The following is a 22,077-nucleotide window of genomic DNA, read 5'->3' on the forward strand; positions in this document are numbered from 1 at the left end:
GCTGAACATTCGGCTGCGACAACGTTGGAACAACCCAAACCAGGAGGTGCGTCCATGTTTGCCAAATCGATCCGGAAGGACCATTACGGTTATTTTTTCATTGCACCATTCTTTATCATCTTTCTGCTGTTCGGACTGTATCCGATTCTATACTCGCTGTATATCAGCTTTACGAACTGGGACGGGATCCGGACGCCGGAATTCGTGGGGCTGGGCAATTACATTGCGGTATTCCACGACCCGATATTTTACAAAACCTTTCTCAACACGCTGTTTATTTGGGGCGTGTCCGTCATCCCCCAACTGACCGTTTCGCTTGTGCTCGCCTTTATTTTAAACGAGAAGTTCGTCAAGGGAAGAAACATCTTCCGCGCCGTCTACTTCTTCCCGCATATCGTCACCGCCGCTTCGCTGGGGCTGCTGGTGAGCCTGATTTTCGACTGGCAGTCGGGCGGGCTGAACCACTTTCTCGTCGAGAGCGGAATCATCCACGATCCGATCAACTGGAAGAACAACGCCTGGTTTATGCGGCTGATCGTGTCCTCGATTTTGTTCTTTCAATACTTCGGCTACTCCATGATCATTTATTTGGCGGGACTGCAGGGGATCGATCCCTCGCTGACCGAGGCCGCAGAAATCGACGGTGCTACGAAAAAGCATATTTTCCTGCATATCACGGTTCCGATGCTGAAGCCCATCATTTTGTTCCAGGTCATTACGTCAATCATCGGCGGGATGCAGATTTTCGATCAGCCCTTCACCCTTACCAACGGCACAGGGGCGCCGGACCGCGCATCGATGACCAGCATTATGTACCTGTACAACGTCGCGTTTCAGAGCACGCGGTTTGGCTATGGAGCTGCCATCGCGTTCTGCCTGTTCATCATTATCATTCTGTTCTCCGTCCTGTCGTTTGTGCTGACGAACCGGAAGAAGGCTTGAGGAAGGAGTCGATAACATGGAAGCGATTAGACCGATCCGGCGGGATATTCCGTATGCCGCCAAGCCCAAACGCCGCCTGTCCGCCGGCATGGTGCTGATGTATATATTCCTGATCGGGTTTGCCATCATTTGTATCATCCCGTTTTATCTCATGCTGATCTACTCCAGCCACAGCAATGCCGACATCGCCTCATCGTTCATCTTTCTGCCGGGGAAGGATCTATGGGCGAACTACAGCAACATGGCCGCAAAAATCAACATATGGCGGGGATTCATGAACAGCTTTTTCATTGCGGGATCCACGACGGTGCTGTCCCTGTATATCGGGGCGCTGACGGCCTACGGCTTCGCCAAATTCCGGTTTAAAGGCAACAAGCAGCTGTTCTTCGCCCTGCTGGCCACGATGATGGTGCCCGGGCAGCTGGCCCTGATCGGGGTATACCGGCTGTTCAGCACATTCGGCCTGCTCGACAGCTACGCGGCCATCATTCTGCCGGCGGCGGCGAACGCCTTCAACGTCTTTTTTATCAAACAGTTTATCGACGGAAGCATTCCGGACGAAATCATCGAATCGTCACGGGTCGACGGGGCGGGCGAGTTCCGGACGTTCAACCAGATCATCCTGCCAATCTTGGGTCCTGCGGTTTCCGCTCTCGGCATCTTTACTTTCATCGGCTCCTGGAACAACTTCCTCGGCCCGCTCGTCCTGTTCTTCTCGCAGAGCAAATATCCGTTACCGGTTCTGGTTGCGCTCGTGCAGGGCTATTACGGAATGGACTACGGCCTGCTGTACCTGGGCGTGGCGATCTCGATCGTGCCGATCATCATCGTGTTTGCGGTCTTTTCGAAGCAGATCATCGGCGGTGTGGCGATTGGAGCCGTGAAAGGGTAACGCTTCTTCTGCCATATGAAAAATGGCGTGAGAATAATGAAACCACAACAACACATTCGGACGTTTGGACGGTTCTTGGGCGAAATCCTGGGGACCGTTTTTTTGCAGTTAGCTCCGGGAAGCGGCAAGCGAGCTGATTCTGGTCACGGGGAGGTGACTTTTTTAGGTATTTATCAACCATGCCCCCGCATGGTAAACTAGACTATACACGATCTACAGATATATAGACAACGGCATCGAGAGGATGGATACAAAGTGCGAAACTATTTGGAGCTGCTGCAGGACATACTGGAACATGGCACCCCTAAGGAAGACCGGACCGGAACCGGCACGATTTCCGTCTTCGGACGGCAGCTGCGGTTCGACCTGTCCCAGGGCTTCCCGCTGGTGACGACGAAGCGCATCCATTTGAAATCGGTCGTCCATGAGCTGCTGTGGTTTTTGAGCGGCGATACGAATATTCGGTACCTGAAAGAAAACGGCGTTTCCATATGGGACGAGTGGGCTGACGAGAACGGGGATTTGGGACCGGTGTACGGCTCTCAGTGGCGGAACTGGGAGGCACCGGACGGCACCCATATCGATCAGATTGCGAATGTGATCGATTCGATCAAGCGGAATCCGGATTCCCGCCGGCATATCGTCAGCGCATGGAACGTGGCGGAAATTGAGAACATGAAGCTTCCTCCGTGCCATTTCGTATTCCAATTCTATGTAGCCGGAGGCAAATTGTCCTGCATGCTGACGATGCGTTCGGTCGACACCTTCCTCGGTCTGCCGTTTAATATTGCCAGCTACGCGCTGCTGACGCACATGGTAGCCCAGCAGTGCGGGCTCGAAGTCGGGGAATTCATTTGGTCCGGCGGCGATGTGCATATTTATTCAAACCATTTGGAACAGGTCAAAACCCAGCTGGAGCGAGAGCCATTCGAGCTGCCTCAGCTTGTGATCAAACGGAAGCCCGAATCGATTTTCGACTATAAGTTCGAGGATTTCGAGTTCGTGAATTATCAGCATCATCCGGGGATTAAAGCGCCGGTAGCCATCTAGCCGGCATTTATTTTATGTTGAAGGGAGCTTTCGGACCATGACAATGACGTTTATCTGGGCCATGGGCTCAAACGGAGTAATAGGGCGGGACAACAAGCTTCCTTGGCGGCTTCCGCGGGACATGGCTTTTTTCAAGGAGAAAACGATGGGCAAAACGGTCCTCATGGGCCGCAAGACATGGGAATCCTTTGGCGGTAAGCCGCTGCCTGGACGCGACAACGTGGTCCTGACCCGCGATCCGGATTACGAGGCACCGGGAGCCCAGATCATTCATACCATAGAAGAAGCGGTTGAGCTCGGCAAGAATAAAGAGATCATGGTGATCGGAGGAGCCGAGATTTACTATAAGCTGCTTCCGGTCGCCGACTGCCTGATCGTTACCCGGATCGACGAGACGTTTGAAGGCGACACCTACTTCCCGGAAGTAGACTTCGGAGACTGGATTCTGCAAGAAGAGATCGACGGGATCACGGATGAGAAAAACCCGTATTCCTACCGTTTCTGCACCTATATCCGCAAAAGCTAACCGAAATTCATGTTATCATGACATGTGATTTCGATGTTAAATAGTACAAATAATTATGCGGATAATCCATTTAATATTCAAAGTTTCAAATGATACTATAATTGAAATATCTATGTAGAATGAACTTGAGAGTATCATGCTCTAACACGGAAGCTGCGCCGTGCTCAGGGGATAATACATGCACAGACTCGGGTTCAATCTATCTACGTGTCGTAATGTGATAGATAGGAAGAAACTTTCAACAAGATAGAAAAGAACGGATGGGGGAAAATGCGTCATGTCAACACCAACAGGCTTTATGGAGTACAGCCGCCAGCTTCCGGCGGATCGCGATCCTGCACAGCGGATTAAGGATTGGGAAGAGTTCCATAAACATATGTCCGAAGAAGAACTGCGCACCCAGGGCGCACGCTGTATGGATTGCGGAACACCTTACTGTCATACGGGAATCGATATGGCCGGAGGCACATCGGGCTGCCCGGTCAACAATCTGATTCCGGAATGGAACAACCTCATCTACCGCGGCCTGTGGAGAGAAGCGCTGGAGCGTCTGCATAAAACGAATAACTTTCCGGAGTTCACCGGCCGGATTTGTCCGGCTCCATGCGAAGGCTCTTGTACCGTCGGCCTGATCGGCCAGCCGGTAACGATCAAAACGATCGAGCAGGCTATTATTGATAAAGGGTTTGAAGAAGGATGGGTCGTGCCGAATCCACCGGAGAAGCGTACAGGCAAACGCGTGGCGGTCGTGGGCTCGGGCCCGGCAGGACTGGCCGCGGCAGCACAGCTGAACAAAGCGGGCCACAGCGTGACGGTATATGAGCGCGCGGATCGCATCGGCGGTCTGCTGATGTACGGTATCCCGTCGATGAAGCTCGACAAATCTGTCGTTCAGCGCCGCGTGGACTTGCTCGCAGCGGAAGGCATCCAGTTTATTACGAACACCGAAATCGGCAAGGACATCCCTGCGCAGCAGCTCGTTGACGATTACGATGCGGTCGTGTTGTGCGGCGGAGCTACCAAACCGCGCGAATTCAACATTGAAGGCAGCGATTTGAACGGGGTTCATTATGCCATGACTTACTTGAACGGTACGATCAAGAGCTTTCTGGACTCGGGTCTTGCCGACGGGAACTACATTTCCGCAGAAGGCAAAGACGTTATCGTGATCGGCGGCGGCGACACCGGTTCGGACTGCGTCGCAACAGCACTGCGTCATGGCTGCGCAAGCGTAACGCAGTTTGGCACGCATGAGAAGGCACCGCTGGAGCGTGATCCAATCAACAACCCTTGGCCGCAGTTCCCGAACGTATACACGCTCGACTACGCCCAGGAAGAGGCGAAAGCGGTCTTCGGCAGCGATCCGCGTGAATTTTCCATCATGACCACCAAATTCGTGGGGGATGATAAAGGTAACCTCCAGGAGCTGCACACCGTTCAAATTCAGCGGATGGTGGACGAAACCGGACGTAAAATCTATCAGCCGATTCCGGGAACGGAGCGGGTATTCAAAGCGCAAATGGCGCTGATCGCCATCGGCTTCGACGGACCGGAGCAGACGATTACCGAACAGCTCGGCCTCGAAACGGACCGCCGCTCGAACGTAAAGGCACGGAAGGGTAAATACAACACGAATGTGGACAAAGTTTTCGCAGCCGGCGACATGCGCCGCGGCCAAAGCTTGGTCGTATGGGCCATCAACGAAGGCCGCGAAGCTGCCCGTGAAGTGGACAAATATTTGATGGGATCGACGGTGCTGGTATAAGGCTGCTACATCGTCTTTCGGGTATTTTAAGACAACAGCTCCGATTGTGTCGGGGCTGATATTTTTTTTCGTTACATCATGTCAAATATCGAAGTAAGGAGGCGGAAATCAGTGGGACAAATAACGGCTTATGTGGAGAAGGATCACGATCAATTGGTTGATTTGTGGTACCGGGCGGTCCGTGAGACGCATGCTTTTTTAACCGAGGCAGACATCGCATTCTACCGACAGATTGTAGACGAGCAGGCGCTGAAGCTTGTGGAAGTGTGGGTGGAAAAGGATGACAGCGGCGTCCCCTTGGGCTTCATCGGGCTGGACGGCAGCATGGTGGAAATGCTGTTCGTCGATCCCGACCGGCATGGACAAGGCATCGGCACCCGGTTACTCCAGTATGCGGAGCAGCTGAAGGGGAGCGGGCTGCGGGTCGACGTCAACGAACAGAACGAAGGGGCATACGCGTTTTATAAGCGCTACGGATTTGTACGGACGGGGCGTTCCGAGCTGGACGGCTCCGGACGGCCATTCCCGCTCCTGCATTTGGAGCTGCAACGGTAAACCAATGCATCCGAAGCGAAGCACCCGGTCAGGGAGCTTCCCCGGGTGCTTTTTCCGCTTTCGCTTTTTGGTAATAATCAAACCACAAGCCTTTAATGTATTCTACCGGATCGATCAGTCCTTCTTCGACGCACAGCTCGACCAGCATGTGTACCCCGAAGAACTGCCGCCGGTTCCGGTCATGGATGCTCGATAACGCCTCGAGCGTCACCTCCTTCGCTTTTTCAACGCTATGCTGCTCGACGCCTTGCACGATTTCTTTCATGTTTTCCAACACATAAACCGTCTTCCTTAATGTACGAATCAGCAAAATTTGCCGGACATGCGTTGGGGTAAACAGCCTGTACCCGTTTTCGGGATCCCGATCCGGCTGGATCAGTCCTTCTTTTTCCCAATGCCGGATCGCCGAGGCCTGAACATCCGTAAGCTCAGCTGCTTCGCCGATCGTCATGCGGCTCTTCAATCGTTTGCCGGAGACAAGCGGCAGTTCGGGATCCTGAAGCAAAGCGAGGGTCTGCTCGGCAACCGTTTTTTCATGCTGCAGACGAGCCTGCTCCTGATTGACGAGCCAGAAAGCTCCGTCCATGTCACGTTGTTGAATCAAGCGAAGCACTTCAGAGGTCACCCCGACGCCGAATCCCGAAAACATGGCACGCAGGCAGCGGAAATAAGCCAGGTGCACCTTGGTGTACAGGCGGTAGCCGTTATCCGAACGCTCCGGCTCGGGGACTACCCCCCAGGATTCATAGTGGCGCAGGGCGCTGGTGCTGATATACAATTCCCTGGCGATTTCGATCGGCTTATAATAACGCAATTCCTTTTCCCCCCCCCCTATGCGGCGCTTGGACTATCTTCACTCCCCCAAGAATAACATGCCGGCAAACACTGCACAAAAAGCTTAAAGTTACATGATAATGTCCCGTTACAGAGTTACTAAGCATACAGTTGAAAATTTCTGCAAGCCTTCCCATTTGCATCAGTGTTATAAAATTTGGGTGTGAGTTGAATTCAAGCGAGTGAGGAGGCAGGTAGAACATGAAACAGGAATTAGCCATTGAAGTGCGTGGTCTAAGGAAAGCCTATGGCACGGAGGATGTTCTCAAGGGATTGGACCTGCGGGTTGGGCGAGGAACCGTGTACGGCGTACTCGGCCCCAATGGGGCAGGCAAGACGACGCTGGTTGGCATTTTGTCTACGCTGGTTGCACCGGATTCCGGTTCGGTCCGGATCTTTGGGCTCGACGTCGTTCGGGAGGCCGATGCCGTCCGCCGAAGGATCGGGCTCACCGGACAATTCGCCGCCGTGGACGAGGAGATGAGCGGCCGTGATAATCTGGTCCTCTTCGGCAGACTGGCGGGTTATTCCGCCCGGGAGGCCAAAGTCCGGGCCGAAGAGCTGCTGAATGCGTTTGGCCTGACCGATGCGGCCGGCCGTGCGGCCGGAAAGTATTCCGGGGGCATGCGGAGGAGGCTGGATATCGCGGCGGCAATGCTCGTTGCGCCGGATCTTCTGTTTCTGGACGAACCGACGACCGGTCTGGATCCGAGGAGCCGCAGCGAAGTGTGGGATATCGTGCGCGCTTTAGTGAACCATGGCACAACCGTGCTGCTGACGACCCAGTATCTGGAGGAAGCGGACCAGCTTGCCGACCGCGTGGCAGTGATCGGCGAGGGCTCCGTCATCGCCGAAGGGACGCCCGCCGAACTAAAGGCTTCCATCGGTTCGGGTTCGATTCAGATCCGGCTGGCCGACCCGAAGCAGCGCGGAGAAGCCGAGCAGGTCCTGCGGCGCGTACTTCAAACCGAAGCCAGGCTTCATGCGAATCCCGCCGAACTGTCGGCTCAAGTCTCCGATCCGCGGCAGGCTGCGCTGGCGCTGACGGAACTCAGTGAGGCAGGCATTTATACGCACCAATACTCGCTGGGAGAGCCTAGTCTTGACGAGGTTTTTCTCACGCTGACCGGTAGGGGCGCTCTAGTAGAAACTTTGAAGGAGGAGAACCGATGAGTGATGCACAGTCCAAAATGCTGGCCGCCCTGAACTTGAAGGAGCGTCCGCCACGGCCGGGCGCGCTGCAGGCGGTACTGGCCTTTATTTGGCGCTCGTGGCGAAAAACGATCGGCAACGCGGCTTATTTAGCGATCGATTCGATCATTTTTCCGGCGGTCTTTCTGCTGATCTTTACGTATTTGTTCGGCGGCGCCATCTCCGGATCAACGGATAATTACCTGCAGTACCTGCTGCCGGGCATGATGGTGTATACCGTTACCACCATGACAGTATACATCGGCATCAATCTTAAAACGGATATCGAACGCGGTGTTTTCAACCGATTTCGAACGCTGCCGTTCTGGCAGCCCGCGGCGATCATCGGCACGATGGCCATCAACCTCATTTCCTTTGCCGTCGGGATCATCACGACGTTAGGACTCGGGATGCTGCTCGGATTCCGCCCGGAAGCGGGGTTGCCTGGAATGCTGCTGTCAATGCTGCTCGTGATGCTGTATGCTTTCGGTTTCAGCTGGATTTTTGCCTGCCTGGGTCTGTCCGTACGAAAAACCGAATCGCTCACAACCATGTCCTATCTCGTACTGTATCCGCTCATGTTTACGAGCAACGTGTTTGCCGATACGTCCACCATGCCGGACTGGCTGGGTCCGGTCGTTGCTTACAATCCCGTCAGCCTGGCTTCCTCATCCGCCCGGGCACTGATGCATGGCACGACGGGTGCTGCGGCACTGACCACCACGCTGATCGGCCTGGGATGTATGATTGCCGTGTTTATGCCGCTTGCGTTTCGGCTTTACCGCAAAAAAAGTAAATGACCGAAACCAACCGCAAACATCGTCAGGGACTGAAACCGCTAAGGTTGATGCAGTGGGAGGCCCCGCAGCCACGAGATGACTCTCCCCAGGCTTCCCCGATTGCATTGAAAATCAGGACTCTCATATGCTATCATAATTTAGAGTCAATTCTATCAGAACGTGGAAGTTATCCATGAATAAACCGGCCGGGAGCAGCTTTTCTCGGCCTTTTTCCATGCGGGGAGCGAATGCTTGTTGAAAACTCTAGTCATAGCAGAAAAACCGGATATGGGGCGCAACATTGCTGCGGTTATTGAACCGAGGGCGAAGAATGCCCGTTCCTATCTGGAGGGGGAGCAGTATATCATTACCTGGGCCATCGGACATCTCGTCGGTCTGGCAGAGCCGGACGCTTATGATGACCGGTACAAGAAATGGAACTTTCGTGATCTGCCGATCATGCCCGATCAATTCAAAATCGTACCGCATTATAAAACGAAAGACCAGCTGAAAACGATCGGGGAGCTGGCAAAACGCTGCGACCGGATCGTCAATGCCTGCGATGCGGGACGGGAGGGGCAGTACATCTTTGCGCTGATTCAGCAGCAGCTGAAGCTGAAGCAGCCCGTCCGGCGGCTATGGATCTCGGATCTGACCGCGGAGAGTATCGCCCAGGGCTTCAGAGAGCTGCGCGCCGCCGAGGAATTCGAAAATTTGACGCAGGCCGCCAGGGCCCGCAGCGAGGCGGACTGGCTTATCGGCATGAACGCGACCCGGGCGTTTACGACCAAGCATAATACACTGCTGTCCGTCGGGCGGGTTCAGACGCCCGTGCTGGCGCTCATTTATGACCGGCAAAAGGAAATCGAGTCGTTTGAGTCGCTGACGTATTACGAGGTCAAGGCTCATTTTCGCCAAGAGGCGCTGGAGTACACGGGAACGTGGCAGGGGGACCGGCTGACCTCCAAGGAGAAGGCCGAGGCGATTGCCGCAAGAGTTAAAGGAAAGGAAGGCAAAATCGCTAAATACGAAGTCAAAGATACGAAGGAGTATCCTTTTAAGCTGTATGATCTGACGCTGCTGCAGCGGGACGCGAATGCCAAGTTCGGCTTCTCCGCCAAGAAGACGCTGGACATCGCGCAGGCTTTGTATGAACGGCATAAGGTGATTTCATATCCAAGGACCAACTCGAACTACGTCAATGAGCAAAATATTGAAGGGATGCATAAGGCGCTGCATATGCTGAAATCCACTTCATACAAGGAACAGGCTGAAGGGGCCAACTCATCCCTGGTGCACAAGAACAACAAGGCGATCTGCAATCCGGAGAGGGTTGAGGATCACCATGCCATCCTTCCGACGCTTAAGCGGCCCGGCCAGTTGGGCAAGGAGGAACAGCAGCTGTACGACCTGATCATTCTGCGGTTTTTGTCCCAGTTCTATCCGCCCGCCTTATACAAGCAGCATACAGTCCTGACCGAGGTGGAGGGGGACTTGTTCAAAACGAACGTGAAGGAGCTGCTGTCGCTGGGATGGAAGGTGCTGCTGCCGAGCACCGATAAGGGCGGTAAGAAAACGAAATCCTCAAAGCAGGAGGAAGAGGAAGAAAATCTGGAGTGGAATGACCGGGCTTTCGATCTGGATCCCGAAAAGGCGGTGAAATGCGGCAAGAGCGAAGCCAAAGAGAAAGCCACGCAGCCGCCGAAGAGCTATACGGAGGGAACGCTGCTGAAGGCGATGGAAAGCGCGGGCCGGACGATTGAAAACGACGAGCTGCGGGATGCGATGAAGGACAGCGGTCTCGGCACGCCGGCCACCCGTGCGGCGACGATCGAACGGCTGAAGAAGGTCGGGTATATCGCCATGCAAGGCAAGAAGATCACGATTACCCAGAAGGGACGGACAGCGGTCGAGCTCATTCGCCAGGCAGGCGTTGAGCTGCTGACGTCTCCCGAGATGACCGGGCAGTGGGAACGGCGTCTTCATCAAATCTCCAAGGGCGAGGCGGCCTCGGTCAAATTTATGGACAATGTTCGCAAGTTTACGGTTTCCATCATTGAAAAGGTTGGCGTCCAGCAGGCGGCACCATCCTCGCTCTTCGGTACGGAACAGGAACAGGGCCGAGGGAAGTCTCGCTCAAGGTCGGCAACAGGCAGAGGCAAGCGGGGGACAGGATCCGCTTCGCGGACGGCCCGTACGGAGACCGCCGCTGCTGCCGCCGCCCCTGCCCCGCCGGGGGAACGGCTGACGCATGGGCCGTGTCCGCGGCCGGGCTGCCACGGCCAGATTATCGAAGGGAAGAAGGGTTATGGCTGCACCGCCTTCAAGGACGGCTGCGGCTTTGTGATCTGGAAGGAGTTCTCGGGCAAGAAAATCAGTGCCAACATGCTGAAATCGCTGCTGGCTTCCGGCCGTACGAAGCTGCTGTCCTTCAGCGGAAGCGGGGAACCGTATAAAGCGCGGATCGTGCTGCAGGATCAAAGTTCCGGCAAGCTGAGCATCGAGCGATCGACATAAATCATACCAAAAAGAACGGACCCCGACGGGCCCGCTCTTTTTTTTTGCCTATTTTATGGAGTCGGCACAACTCACTGTCTCAAGGTGTTCGCGGAAGAAACGATGCTCTTGCTATGGATGACTTCGGGAACTTCCTCGATGCTTGTGACAGTGTAGAGGGAACTGTCCGGATCCTTCTGCAGCTCCACCATGTTATAAATCCATTCGTTCTGCTGCTTGATATAAATGCTGTGGATTCCTGCCGATAATGCCGGCATCACATCGGTGCGCAGGGAGTTGCCGATCATCCAGGTGGAAGGGCGGTAGAAGCTTCCCTGTTTCAGGATGTTCTCCAGAGTCGCTTCGTTCTTGTGCTGCGTAATGTAGATCCGTTCGTCAAAATACTGGCTTAGCTTCATCTGGTCAATCTTCCGCTGTTGTATCGCCGTCTCCCCGCCGGTATACAGATACAGGTGATGTCCCTGTGATTTCAGCGACTCCAGCGTCTCCACCATGCCCGGGTAAGGCTCTACTTCCTGCTCGTACACGCTCAGCCCGAGCTCCATCAGCTGTTGTTCCTCGTCGGGCTGGACAGGGCGGTTGAACTTGCGGCTGAAGAAGCGGTATGTTTCGATCAGCGATTTAGGGAAGATGCCGCTGCTGAAGCCGGCTTGGCTGACTGCGGCAACGTCGATTTCGATTTGCTTGCTGCGGATCTCTTCTGTCTTAATCTGGTGGGGCTCAAACCATTTTTGTACCCATTCAAAAAAATCCCCGAGGACGATGCCGAAATACTTGTTGCAGTGGATCAGCGTGTCATCCAGATCGAACAGAATATGCTGTTCTGGTGCTTTCAATTTAGGTCACTCCTTAAAGACGGATGTAGGACTCCAGAAACATCTGAAGTTCCGCCGCTCCGTCCGGACGAATGCTGAATTTCTCGGTGTTGTAGGAACCCAAATGGATGCGGAGCAGACCGGCTACCCGGAGGATCATCAAATGGTGCTTTAGCAGCTCCTGGGTCTGGTTCAGATCCCGCATCATATCGTCCAGGGAACGCGGCTTCTCCGCCGCATACCGCAGCAGGCGAAGCCGCTTCGGATCAGCCAGCGCATGCGTCATGCGCAGCAGGCAGGTCGGCGGCTCATCCTCCTGTTCTTCAGGAACGTCGACAGGATACTGGATCAGCATCATTTTCCGGTAAAAGCAGTAGGCGTTGATCGGGCGATTATGCACGGTCGGGAATAACACGATGGTCTCCAGCCCGGGAACGTCCTCAACCACCAGCCCGCCGGAAGCATACTCCACCAGGCTTTGGGGCTCCATCTTGGTCAGCAGCATGCGCTTCTCCGCCGCATCCTCTTCGATCAGCGGGATAATGGCGGGTTCCTCATGCTTGAAATAATGCTCATACCATAACTCGAGCAGCGGTGTATATGAATCACGAATTCGTTCAGCTTCCTTTACGGTTAAAGAAGGCAGGTACGGGGAGGCGGCTTGGTACAGCACCTCTGCCGGCGTTTCATGCAGGCAATCCAAAAAGGCGCGGACGGTATCGCCGTTTGCGCGGTGAATCGCCCAGGCATACAGCACGTCGTAATCGTCGAATGGCCAAGCTGCGGCCGGGCCTAAGGCGGAAGTCACTTCGGGTGGAAGCTTGCCGCTCACTTCACCGATCCATTCGGGCCCGATGTCGAGGTTGCGAATCCATTTCTTCGAAATGTACACCATAAAGCTGCTGAGCAGCTCGTAAATCGGTGAAACGTCAACCTTTACTTCATAGTTCATGAAACCAATAACCTCCTATGAAATCTGTGCGCTCATTCCATTATGGCTTGTTGATAGCAGGGTTGTCCACTATAATGTTCAGGGAGTTTGAACGGATTTGCACTCAAGGAGGATATTTTCATTGTCAACACAGAACTACAGGAATCGCGGATTATCTTTTCATTACCTCATTCTGATCACCGTGATCGTTGCGGCAGGGCTCAGCCAGGGGCTGCTGCTGCCGGTCCTGTCCATATTTCTGGAGCAGATGGGCGTATCGTCTTCCGTTAACGGATTAAACGCAGCCGCCCTGTATGTCGGGTCGTTCGCCATGACGCTCGTCGCTGAGCGGACGCTGGGCGCGCTTGGCTTTAAGAAGCTGGTGAGCGCCGGCCTTGTGCTCGTGCTCGTTTCCGTCATATTGTTTCCGCTTGTGCCGAACGTAAAGGTGTGGTTTATCCTAAGGCTGCTCGTCGGCATCGGCGACAGCGCCGTTCATTATGCTGCCCAATTATGGGTGCTGATGGTCACGCCGGCCGAATATCGGGGCCGAAACCTCTCGTTGTACGGCATGTCGTATGGCCTGGGCTTCAGCTTCGGGCCGCTGGGCATCCAGCTGCTGAGGTTCGGAAATGCGGTCCCCTTCGTCGTGCTGGCGGTGCTGATGCTGATCGTCCTTGTGCTGGTCCGGGCGAAGCTGCCCGATTTTCGCCCGGAGCGGACGGAAGGGGAGGCGCAGCCTCCGCGGCGTTTCCGCAGAAGCTATGCACTCGCCTGGTACGCACTGCTTCCCGCATTGCTGTACGGGTATATGGAAGCCGGGATCAACAGCAATTTTCCGGTCTACGGATTAAGAACCGGGATGGGCGAGTCCCAGATCGCATTCATGCTTCCGTTCATCGGCATCGGCGGATTGATTTTGCAGCTGCCGCTCGGCATGCTGAGCGACCGCGTGGGCCGCAAGAACGTGCTCATCGCCTGCGGCCTGATCGGCGGCGCCGCCTTTATGGCCGTGCCGCTGGCAGGAACGGCGACAGCCGGGCTCGTTCTGCTCCTGTGCCTGGCAGGGGGCATGGTCGGCTCGTTTTTCTCGCTCGGCCTGGCCTATGCGGCGGATATTCTCCCGAAGGCGCTGCTTCCCGCGGCGAATGTCATCGCATCCTTTCATTTTAATATAGGCAGCATCGCCGGCCCGAACATTGGGGGGACCTTGATGCAGTATGGGTGGAACGGTGGCGTATTCATCGTGATGGGCTTTGCTTTCGCCTTATTCGGCGCCGTCGGCACCGCCTTTCGGACTTCGGCTGGACGCAGCCAGGAGCCGCTATAGAATAGTTTTGCCCAAAAGGTTCAATAATGTGCGAAAACTCTATATAATCGATATAATAGAAACGTATTGTTCTAAGCCAAGAAGAGATAGAGATCACAGGACAAGAGGAGAAATGTCATGATACGAATTCAGCATTTAACCAAGTCAGTCGGTGTGGACAGAATTCCGATACTCAAAGGGGTATCCCTTGATATCCAGAAGGGCGAGCTCATCGCCGTCGTCGGTGCCAGTGGAAGCGGCAAGAGCATGCTGCTGCGGTGCCTGGCGCTGAAGGAAAAATGGGACGGAGGGACGTTTGTCATCGACGGCCAGGATGTGCTGAAGGAACCTCTCGGCGGAAAACGAAAAATTAGACGCGAATGGGCATACTTAGAGCAGAATCCGCAGCTCTATCCGAACCGGACGGGCCTGAAGAACGTGCTGATCGGCCAAGCCAGCCAGACGCCGCTTTGGCGCATGGTGACGGGGATGGTGCGTTCGGACGATTATATGGGCGCGATGGACGTCATCGAGCAAATGGGTCTTTTGGATAAAGCCCGTATGAAGGCCGGCACGCTGAGCGGCGGTGAAAAGCAGCGCATAGCCATTGCAAGGGCTTTGGTTCATGGGGCCAAGGTTATTCTCGCCGATGAGCCGGTGGTCGGACTGGATCCGAAATCGGCGGAAAGCGTGATCGAAACGCTGAAAAATCTGTGCGAGGAGGAGCGCGTCACCGTCATTTCCGTGCTTCCGATCGAGCTTGCCGAGAAATTTGCCACCCGTATCGTCGGGTTGTCCGGTGGCGAAGTCGCATTCGACATCCGCGGCCGCCGTCTGACGATGAGGGAAAAGAATATGATTTAGACTTTGCGCCTGCTTGTGGGCTTGGTATAGAAAAGAGTGATGCAATGCAATTTTTGAAAACAAACTGGATACGTGCTGCGGCTGCGGTCCTGCTGATGTTTGTGCTGGGCGGCTGTACGTTCATCAGCGACCCGGTCAGCTTGATGAAGACGCCGATGCTGTCCGCGGATAAAGAGACACTGAGCTCGATCATTCACGCTCAGCTTCCCGATGGAGCCGATCTCATCCGCTCAAGGGAAGAAACCGATACGAACCTGATCCATTTCATCGATCTGGACGGTGATAAGGTCAACGAAGCGGTCGTATTTTACGAAACGCCGGATCAGCAGGTGGTCATCCACTGCATGATTTTCAAGCTGGTGAAGGGGACCTGGACGAAGCAGACTTCCTTTGACGGAGAAGGAAGGGTGCTGGAATCCCTTCAGTTCAAAGACCTGAACAATGACGGCAAACCGGATATTATCGCCGGGTATTCCAGAAGGGACGAAAACCCTGTGAACCGTTTGTACGTCTATACGTACACGGAGGGCAGCATCAAGAAAGACCTGATGCAGGATTACACCAATTTCGTCATTATGGACCTGAATGGTGACAAAAAGAACGACCTGACGATTATTAGCCTGAAGCAGAATGATCAAGCGTTTGTGGCCACATACCAGTATGAAGAGGGCAGTTATGTCGAAATTGACAAGCTGGATATGGATCCGTACGTTTCGAATTATTACAATATTGTCGCAGGTAACGTCTATAAGGATCCAGAAGGTAAAGCCAAGGAAGGCATTGTGATCGACACCTCGATCGGCGGGGGAGACGCCTCCTATTCCAGCATCATCGTGATGGAGGACGGGAAGCTGAAGTCCGTGTTCGGGGGTAATCAGGACACCACCTTCAAGGATCTGCCGGTCAAGAGCGGCGACGTGAACAACGACGGGATCATCGAAATCGGCAGCGTGGAACCGCCGATCGGCTGGAACTATTTCAAGCCGGATGAAATTCCGAACTTCTTCGTGTATTCGCAGTGGGACGGCAAACAAGGACTAAAATTCGTCGCCGAGCAATATCGTGATTTACAGAACGGCTTCGAGCTGGGCTTCTTCCCGCCGGAGTGGCATAACAAGGTGACGGTGGACACCAAGTCCATCAAGAACCAGTATTTGCGCTTCCTGATGGTCGATACCGGCAAAACGGTGGCCGAGATCAAATTTTTCACCCTGGCCGAGTGGGATAAACAGCATGATGAATGGAAGTACCTGTACCGGACCAACGACAAGGTGATCGGCTACAAGAAATACGGGGACTTTGATATCGATAACAGCCGGAAGCAGCTGAAGAACGAGGTACCCCCGATTGAAAGGAAGGAAAAGATCAGTGAGTAAAGTTTTAATTTTGGAAGACGAGGATTCCATCCGCAGTTTTATTGTGATCAACCTGAAACGCAACGGCTTTGATGTGCTGGAGGCGGCAAACGGGAACGAGGCGCTTGATAAACTGACGTCCAATCCCGATATCGATATCGCGCTGCTGGACGTCATGGTTCCGGGGATCGACGGTTTTGAGGTATGCCGCCGCATCCGGGAAACGAATGAACGGATCGGCATTATCTTTTTGACCGCGAAAGTGCAGGAGCAGGACAAGGTGTACGCACTGTCCGTCGGCGCCGACGACCATGTGAGCAAGCCGTTCAGTCCGACCGAATTAATTGCGCGGATTCAATCGCTGCTGCGCCGGGTGAATGTTCACCGCGAAACGACGGCGAAGGTCAGCTTCCACTCCGGCCCGTTCAGCCTGGACCTGATTTCCAAGCAGTTCAAGAAGAACGGGCATGCGATCGAATTGACGCCAACGGAATTTTCGCTGATCCAATTTTTCCTCGAAAAAGAAAACACGCCTCTCAGCAGGGACGTACTGCTCGATCATGTATGGGGCAAAGAATATATGGGCGATCCTAAGATCGTGGACGTGAACATCCGCCGTCTCCGCCAAAAAATCGAGGAGAATCCGTCGGACCCCGAATATTTGCAGACCGTTTGGGGCCACGGTTATAAATGGAAGGGTCAGGGACAATGATCAAGAAAGGCATACGCAGGCAGATCGTCCTGCACTACTTTATCGTAGTGTTCTCGGCGCTTCTGCTGGCGGAAGTCATTTTTTTATTAGCGATACGAACGTACTACTATGACAGCATTTATAGTCATATTAAAAACCATATCGATAATGTAGAGGATTATTATTACCAGCGGATCAACCCGGGACTCGACGGGAACCGCGACCTAGCTTCCATGCTGACCTACTATGATCTGAACTCGGCCAACGTGCAAATTCTGGATACCCAGGGGAACGTGCTGATCAACTCTTCGGAATTCCAGCCCGACATGTCCGTCAAAACGGCTGATATTTCCCAGGCGCTGTCCGGCAACGTCGGACGTTGGGTCGGGCGTCAGGCCAGCACCGGCGAGAATGTCATGGCCGTGTCGAAGATGGAGCAGAACAGCGGGCAGGATGGCTACATCGTCCGTTACGTCACCTCACTGGAAACGGTCAACGACAAATTGTTCAATCTAACCATGCTGGCTACGGGCGTAGGAGCGGCTGTACTTGCCATCGTGCTCGTATTCAGCATGGGTCTGGCCAACTCGATCGTACAGCCGCTGAACACGATTACGGCCGTGTCCGCCGAGATGGCCCGCGGCAAGTTCAACCAGCGGATCAAGGGCGACTACAAGTACGAGCTTGGCGAGCTGGCATCCACGCTGAACTACATGGCCCAGGAGATCGTCCGGAGCAATCAGGTGAAGGACGATTTCATTTCCTCGATTTCGCACGAGCTGCGGACGCCGCTGACGAGTATTAAAGGGTGGAGCGAAACGATTAATTCGGGGGGCTACGATCCCGAGGAGACCCGAATTGGCATGGAGATCATTACGAAGGAGACCGAGCGCCTGATCGGCCTGGTCGAAGAAATCCTCGACTTCTCCAAGCTGCAGCAGAATGAGATGAAGATTGCGATCGGCCGGGTCGACATCAAAGAGCTGCTTCAGGAAATCATGCTGAACCTGTGGACGAAGGCGGAGAGCAGGCAAATCGAGCTCCGGCTGAAGTCCGAGGATCGACCGCTCGTGGCCGGGGACGCGAACCGCTTGAAGCAGGTATTCCTGAACCTGGTGGACAATGCGATCAAATTTTCGCATGAGCATTCGGCAATCGATCTCGTTGTGTACTTCGAAGGCGACAATGTCGTTACCGAAGTGAGGGATACGGGAATCGGGATCAGCGAGGATCACTTGGTAAAAGTGCGCGACCGGTTCTTTCAGGTGGATCCGCTCAACGGCGGCACCGGGCTTGGGCTTGCCATCTCCCAGCAGCTGGTTGAGCTTCATAAAGGCATTTTGCTCATTCAGAGCACTTTGGGGGAGGGAACGACGATCGTCGTGTCCCTGCCCCGGCTGCCGGAGAATACCGCTCAAGCGGACGGCGTTGCCGAGCTGCCTCCCGCAGACGAGAAACTTTCATGAAGTCCATACACATCAAAGAGCGAACCCCCGGAAAAAAGGGGTTCGCTCTTTGTATATTCGCACATATAGTATTAAGAGGATAAGCCTTCGGCACGCAGGCGTCCGGTTTTTTCGTATACATCCTGCAGGAGTCGGGAAGGCTGGGTACGAATGCTTGGTTTCGGCATAACGGTTTCGTAAGGGCCGACTACCGTTACCTGTCCCGGCGTTCCTTTAATGACGGCTCCGTCTTTAATGATCGCTCCTTCGCCAATAATGGCGTGCTCGATCAGCACATTGCGTCCGATCCGGACGTTTGGCATCACGACGCTGTCCTTGATTTCGGACATTTTGCCGACTTCGACGCCGCAGAACATGACGGATTGTTGCGCCGTGCCGTCCATCGTGCACGTTTCTGAGATCAGACAGTTGGTCGCCATCACGCTGCGGTTCCGGGTCGATCCGAGCTTCGTACGCCATGGACGGGTATACATTGGCCACTCGCTGTTGTGCAGCTTCCAGTCCAGCTCTTCGGACAAGAGATCCATGTGTGCTTCCCAGAGGCTGGCGACGGTGCCGACATCTCGCCAATATCCATCGAAGCGATACGCGAACAGTTCATCCTGATCCGCCAGCATCTTCGGAATGATATCCTTACCGAAATCATGGCTGGATGCGTCATTCGCAGCGTCCTCCATCAAATGTCTGCGGAGGTACTCCCATTCAAACAAATAGATGCCCATGGAAGCCAGGTTGCTTTCGGGTTCGGCCGGTTTCTCGGCAAAGTCCGAGATGCGCAGCGATTCGTCCACGCTCATGACCCCGAAACGGCTGGCTTCTTCCCAAGGCACCTCCATGACAGAGATGGTGGCTTTGGCGCCGTTCTTTTGGTGAAATTGAAGCATTTGTTTATAATCCATGTGGTAAATATGGTCACCGGACAAAACCAGTACATGCTCCGGCTGGTGACGGTCAATATATTCGATATTTTTATAAATGGCATCAGCAGTTCCCAAATATTCAGAAGATCCTGTGTTGTAAGAAGGCAGCAGGGTAATTCCGTCCTCTCCATTTTTTTGGAGGCCCCATGGTTCGCCTTCCCCGATATGCAGATGAAGCGATTCAGCCTCGTACTGCGTCAGCACACCGATGGTGTCAATGCCTGAGTTTACGCAGTTACTGAGAGGAAAATCGATAATACGGTAACGGCCGCCGAACGGAACAGCGGGCTTTGCCAGTTTCGATGTCAGAGGTGATAATCTGCGCCCTTCACCTCCGGCAAGCAACATGGCGATGCATTCTTTTCTCTTCATGTCGTTTCCTCCCATTCAAAATTGTCAATGTAGTACATAAATAAACGACTATCGCCCATCTGAAACGAGTATATTGAAATATCTCTGAAAAATTACAATTTTATTTTTCAGCGGTCATTTTTATTTTCATTTTGGCTACAATGGGGTAATGGTTTACATGCACTATATTCCTAAAGCAGGTGATCATTTGGAGAACATGAATAAGGCGCCGGGTCAGCCGCTGTCCGCGGAAGACATCTATTTGTTTCATGAAGGGACCTCCTATCACAGTCACAGGACGTTGGGCGCTCATCCTGCTGTGGAAGAAGGCGAGGAAGGCGTCCGGTTCACCGTCTGGGCGCCCCATGCCCAAGCCGTGGGCCTGGCGGCAGACTGGAACAACTGGAACGGAGAAAAGGATTCGTTATATAAGATACCCGATTCAGGTTTTTGGACTCGCTTTTTTCCCGGAATCCGTTCAGGTACTTTTTACAAATATGACATGACCGGACCTGACGGAGAAAGGTTCCTGAAAGCCGATCCTTATGCGTTTCAGGCGGAGCTTCGCCCAGCCACCGCTTCGGTTGTCACGGATCTAGCGGGATATGTATGGAAAGACGGCCCCTGGCGAAGAAAGAGAAAAGCACCTTACCGCAAGCCGCTGAATATATACGAGATCCATTTCGGCACGTGGCGGCAGAAGGAGGACGGAACCTTTTATACATACCGGGAAATGGCCGATCTCCTTATTCCCTATTTGAAGGAAATGCATTATACCCATGTCGAGTTTATGCCGCTCGCGGAGCATCCATACGATTTATCTTGGGGATATCAGGGAACCGGCTATTTTGCTGTAACGAGCCGCTACGGGTCACCTCATGACTTTATGTACTTGGTCGATGCCCTGCACCAGGCCGATATCGGCGTCATCCTGGACTGGGTGCCATCCCATTTCGCCAAGGACGCCCACGGGCTCCGCCGGTTTGACGGGACGCCGCTGTTTGAATACAGCGATGCCTATAAGGCTGAAAAACCCGGCTGGGGCACGCTCAGCTTCGACTTCGGCAAACCGGAGGTGCGCTCGTTCCTGATCTCCAACGCAATGTTCTGGCTGGACGTGTTCCACATAGACGGGCTTCGGGTCGACGCGGTCACCAGCATGCTGCGGCTCGATTTCGAAAAGCAGGAAGGACAGTTCCAGCGCAACGAGAATGGCGGTCTCGAGAACACCGAGGCGATTGCTTTTCTTCAGCAGTTGAACACTGTTGTGTTCAACTATTTCCCAAATACGCTGATGATGGCCGAAGAATCCAGCGCCTGGCCCGGGGTTACCGCACCCGTACATGAAGGCGGCCTGGGCTTTAATTACAAATGGAACATGGGCTGGATGAACGACACGCTGGATTATGTGGAAACGCCGTTTGACCGGCGGCCCGGGCGGCATCACCTGCTGACGTTCCCGATTGCCTATGCTTATTCTGAGAACTATGCCCTGCCTTTATCCCATGATGAAGTCGTCCACGGCAAAAAATCGCTGCTCAGCAAGATGCCTGGAGATTACGGGCAGAAGTTCGCCGGCCTTCGGCTGCTTCTTGGATACCAAATGACTCATCCCGGAAAGAAGCTGTTGTTTATGGGCGGGGAGTTCGGCCAGTTTATCGAATGGAAGGACCAGGAGCAGCTCGACTGGCTGCTGCTGGATTACGAGAGCCACCGCGGCATGCAGCGGTATACCGCAGAATTAAACCGGCTGTATTTAAACGAACCGGCGCTTTGGGAGCGGGATCATGAGCTTGAAGGGTATCAATGGATCACGCCGCACGACAACACACAAAGCGTCATTTCGTACCTCAGAAAAGGAAAAAAGGCCGGTGACACGCTTGTCGTCATTATTAATTTTCAACCGGTGCGGCGTGAGCATTACCGGATCGGAATTGCCAAAGCCGGCACGTATGTGCCTGTGTTCTTCAGCGAGGATTCCAGATATGGCGGAAGCGACGAGTTTAGCGCCGAACCCGTGCATACGGAGAAGATCCCTTGGCATGAACAAACGTGCAGTCTGGAATTAACGCTGCCGCCGCTCAGTATGCTGATATATAAAAGGGAGCAGCCCCGCACGAAAAAGGCGGTCCCGGGCATACCGAGCAAGCAAAGCAAGCCAAGTGTTTCGGCAAAGTCCGGCAAGTCCGGTGAAACCACCCGGGTGTCGGCATCTAAAGCCCAGGAAAAGATAGATAAGCCTATTGCAGAGACAAAGAAAAGAACGGGCAGAGGCGCCGGGAGGAAACCGGTGACGGAAGACGGCCCGCGGATCAACGAATAGG

19 protein-coding genes are annotated in these 22,077 nt (G+C 54.1%); 15 read left to right on the plus strand and 4 right to left on the minus strand.

The annotated features are described in order from the left end of the window. Positions 1-54 precede the first annotated feature (54 nt). From FHS19_RS12660 to FHS19_RS12685, 6 genes are all read left to right on the plus strand, one after another. Complete coding sequence (locus FHS19_RS12660; protein WP_183582162.1) at positions 55-942, plus strand: carbohydrate ABC transporter permease; 888 nt, start codon at positions 55-57, stop codon at positions 940-942. A gap of 16 nt (positions 943-958) precedes the next feature. Beyond that, positions 959-1,834 carry a carbohydrate ABC transporter permease gene (locus FHS19_RS12665; RefSeq protein ID WP_183582163.1) on the plus strand — a complete coding sequence of 292 codons (876 nt, stop codon included), beginning with the start codon at positions 959-961 and terminating at the stop codon, positions 1,832-1,834. Between the two features lie 255 nt (positions 1,835-2,089). After that, positions 2,090-2,884, plus strand: a complete 795-nt coding sequence (gene thyA, locus FHS19_RS12670) for a thymidylate synthase (protein WP_183582164.1) — start codon at positions 2,090-2,092, stop codon at positions 2,882-2,884. 37 nt (positions 2,885-2,921) lie between these two features. Continuing rightward, entirely contained in the window at positions 2,922-3,410 is a 489-nt protein-coding gene (locus FHS19_RS12675) for a dihydrofolate reductase (protein WP_183582165.1), read from the plus strand. 277 nt (positions 3,411-3,687) lie between these two features. Further along, a complete protein-coding gene (locus FHS19_RS12680; protein WP_183582166.1) occupies positions 3,688-5,175 on the plus strand; it encodes a glutamate synthase subunit beta in 1,488 nt (495 codons plus the stop codon). A gap of 111 nt (positions 5,176-5,286) precedes the next feature. Continuing rightward, positions 5,287-5,730 (plus strand): GNAT family N-acetyltransferase, encoded by a 444-nt coding sequence (locus FHS19_RS12685; RefSeq protein WP_312887211.1) that lies wholly within the window; start codon positions 5,287-5,289, stop codon positions 5,728-5,730. A 28-nt stretch (positions 5,731-5,758) separates the two neighbouring features. On the opposite strand, the gene FHS19_RS12690 is transcribed toward FHS19_RS12685, so the two are convergent. After that, a complete protein-coding gene (locus FHS19_RS12690; RefSeq protein WP_183582168.1) occupies positions 5,759-6,544 on the minus strand; it encodes a TioE family transcriptional regulator in 786 nt (261 codons plus the stop codon). 221 nt (positions 6,545-6,765) lie between these two features. Here FHS19_RS12690 and FHS19_RS12695 point away from each other — a divergent pair, with 221 nt between their 5' ends. The 3 genes from FHS19_RS12695 (at position 6,766) to FHS19_RS12705 (ending at position 11,051) form a co-directional block, all read left to right on the plus strand. Further along, on the plus strand, positions 6,766-7,737 hold the full coding sequence (locus tag FHS19_RS12695; protein ID WP_183582169.1) for an ATP-binding cassette domain-containing protein: 972 nt from the start codon (positions 6,766-6,768) through the stop codon (positions 7,735-7,737). Continuing rightward, the gene (locus FHS19_RS12700; protein WP_183582170.1) at positions 7,734-8,555 is read left to right on the plus strand and encodes an ABC transporter permease; all 822 of its coding nucleotides are present in this window, start codon (positions 7,734-7,736) and stop codon (positions 8,553-8,555) included. Before FHS19_RS12695 ends, FHS19_RS12700 begins: the two co-directional genes overlap by 4 nt. 234 nt (positions 8,556-8,789) lie before the next feature. Next, entirely contained in the window at positions 8,790-11,051 is a 2,262-nt protein-coding gene (locus FHS19_RS12705; protein WP_183582171.1) for a type IA DNA topoisomerase, read from the plus strand. Between the two features lie 71 nt (positions 11,052-11,122). On the opposite strand, the gene FHS19_RS12710 is transcribed toward FHS19_RS12705, so the two are convergent. Both FHS19_RS12710 and FHS19_RS12715 read right to left on the minus strand, forming a co-directional pair. Continuing rightward, positions 11,123-11,887, minus strand: a complete 765-nt coding sequence (locus FHS19_RS12710; RefSeq protein ID WP_183582172.1) for an HAD family hydrolase — start codon at positions 11,885-11,887, stop codon at positions 11,123-11,125. 13 nt (positions 11,888-11,900) lie between these two features. Beyond that, positions 11,901-12,818, minus strand: coding sequence for an ArsR/SmtB family transcription factor (locus FHS19_RS12715; protein ID WP_183582173.1), 918 nt, complete (start codon positions 12,816-12,818; stop codon positions 11,901-11,903). Between the two features lie 121 nt (positions 12,819-12,939). On the opposite strand from FHS19_RS12715, the gene FHS19_RS12720 reads away from it, so the two are divergent. The 5 genes from FHS19_RS12720 to FHS19_RS12740 all read left to right on the plus strand — a co-directional run bounded on the left by FHS19_RS12720 (position 12,940) and on the right by FHS19_RS12740 (position 18,482). Next, positions 12,940-14,127 carry an MFS transporter gene (locus FHS19_RS12720; RefSeq protein ID WP_183582174.1) on the plus strand — a complete coding sequence of 396 codons (1,188 nt, stop codon included), beginning with the start codon at positions 12,940-12,942 and terminating at the stop codon, positions 14,125-14,127. A gap of 117 nt (positions 14,128-14,244) precedes the next feature. After that, positions 14,245-14,970: a phosphonate ABC transporter ATP-binding protein gene (locus FHS19_RS12725; protein ID WP_183582175.1), complete on the plus strand. Its 726-nt coding sequence runs from the start codon at positions 14,245-14,247 to the stop codon at positions 14,968-14,970. 44 nt (positions 14,971-15,014) lie between these two features. After that, positions 15,015-16,346 carry an FG-GAP repeat protein gene (locus tag FHS19_RS12730; protein WP_183582176.1) on the plus strand — a complete coding sequence of 444 codons (1,332 nt, stop codon included), beginning with the start codon at positions 15,015-15,017 and terminating at the stop codon, positions 16,344-16,346. Beyond that, entirely contained in the window at positions 16,339-17,037 is a 699-nt protein-coding gene (locus FHS19_RS12735) for a response regulator transcription factor (protein ID WP_183582177.1), read from the plus strand. The genes FHS19_RS12730 and FHS19_RS12735 overlap by 8 nt, the downstream gene beginning before the upstream one ends. Next, the gene (locus FHS19_RS12740) at positions 17,034-18,482 is read left to right on the plus strand and encodes a sensor histidine kinase (RefSeq protein WP_183582178.1); all 1,449 of its coding nucleotides are present in this window, start codon (positions 17,034-17,036) and stop codon (positions 18,480-18,482) included. The genes FHS19_RS12735 and FHS19_RS12740 overlap by 4 nt, the downstream gene beginning before the upstream one ends. A 71-nt stretch (positions 18,483-18,553) precedes the next feature. Here the strand turns inward: FHS19_RS12740 and FHS19_RS12745 are convergent, their stop codons facing one another. Further along, positions 18,554-19,774 (minus strand): glucose-1-phosphate adenylyltransferase, encoded by a 1,221-nt coding sequence (locus FHS19_RS12745; protein ID WP_183582179.1) that lies wholly within the window; start codon positions 19,772-19,774, stop codon positions 18,554-18,556. A gap of 196 nt (positions 19,775-19,970) precedes the next feature. On the opposite strand from FHS19_RS12745, the gene glgB reads away from it, so the two are divergent. Further along, complete coding sequence (gene glgB, locus FHS19_RS12750) at positions 19,971-22,076, plus strand: 1,4-alpha-glucan branching protein GlgB (RefSeq protein ID WP_183582938.1); 2,106 nt, start codon at positions 19,971-19,973, stop codon at positions 22,074-22,076. Position 22,077 lies beyond the last annotated feature (1 nt).

Source organism: Paenibacillus rhizosphaerae, assembly GCF_014192015.1.
GTDB classification, from domain to species: domain Bacteria; phylum Bacillota; class Bacilli; order Paenibacillales; family Paenibacillaceae; genus Paenibacillus_AQ; species Paenibacillus_AQ rhizosphaerae.

Excerpts from the sequence above, each read along its gene's own strand:
- FHS19_RS12660 (WP_183582162.1), top strand. The coding sequence starts at position 55 with ATGTTTGCCAAATCGATCCGGAAGGACCATTACGGTTATTTTTTCATT.
- FHS19_RS12665 (WP_183582163.1), top strand. The coding sequence starts at position 959 with ATGGAAGCGATTAGACCGATCCGGCGGGATATTCCGTATGCCGCCAAG.
- FHS19_RS12675 (WP_183582165.1), top strand. The coding sequence starts at position 2,922 with ATGACAATGACGTTTATCTGGGCCATGGGCTCAAACGGAGTAATAGGG.
- FHS19_RS12680 (WP_183582166.1), top strand. The coding sequence starts at position 3,688 with ATGTCAACACCAACAGGCTTTATGGAGTACAGCCGCCAGCTTCCGGCG.
- FHS19_RS12695 (WP_183582169.1), top strand. The coding sequence starts at position 6,766 with ATGAAACAGGAATTAGCCATTGAAGTGCGTGGTCTAAGGAAAGCCTAT.
- FHS19_RS12700 (WP_183582170.1), top strand. The coding sequence starts at position 7,734 with ATGAGTGATGCACAGTCCAAAATGCTGGCCGCCCTGAACTTGAAGGAG.
- FHS19_RS12715 (WP_183582173.1), bottom strand. The coding sequence starts at position 12,818 with ATGAACTATGAAGTAAAGGTTGACGTTTCACCGATTTACGAGCTGCTC.
- FHS19_RS12725 (WP_183582175.1), top strand. The coding sequence starts at position 14,245 with ATGATACGAATTCAGCATTTAACCAAGTCAGTCGGTGTGGACAGAATT.
- FHS19_RS12730 (WP_183582176.1), top strand. The coding sequence starts at position 15,015 with ATGCAATTTTTGAAAACAAACTGGATACGTGCTGCGGCTGCGGTCCTG.
- FHS19_RS12740 (WP_183582178.1), top strand. The coding sequence starts at position 17,034 with ATGATCAAGAAAGGCATACGCAGGCAGATCGTCCTGCACTACTTTATC.
- FHS19_RS12745 (WP_183582179.1), bottom strand. The coding sequence starts at position 19,774 with ATGAAGAGAAAAGAATGCATCGCCATGTTGCTTGCCGGAGGTGAAGGG.
- glgB (WP_183582938.1), top strand. The coding sequence starts at position 19,971 with ATGAATAAGGCGCCGGGTCAGCCGCTGTCCGCGGAAGACATCTATTTG.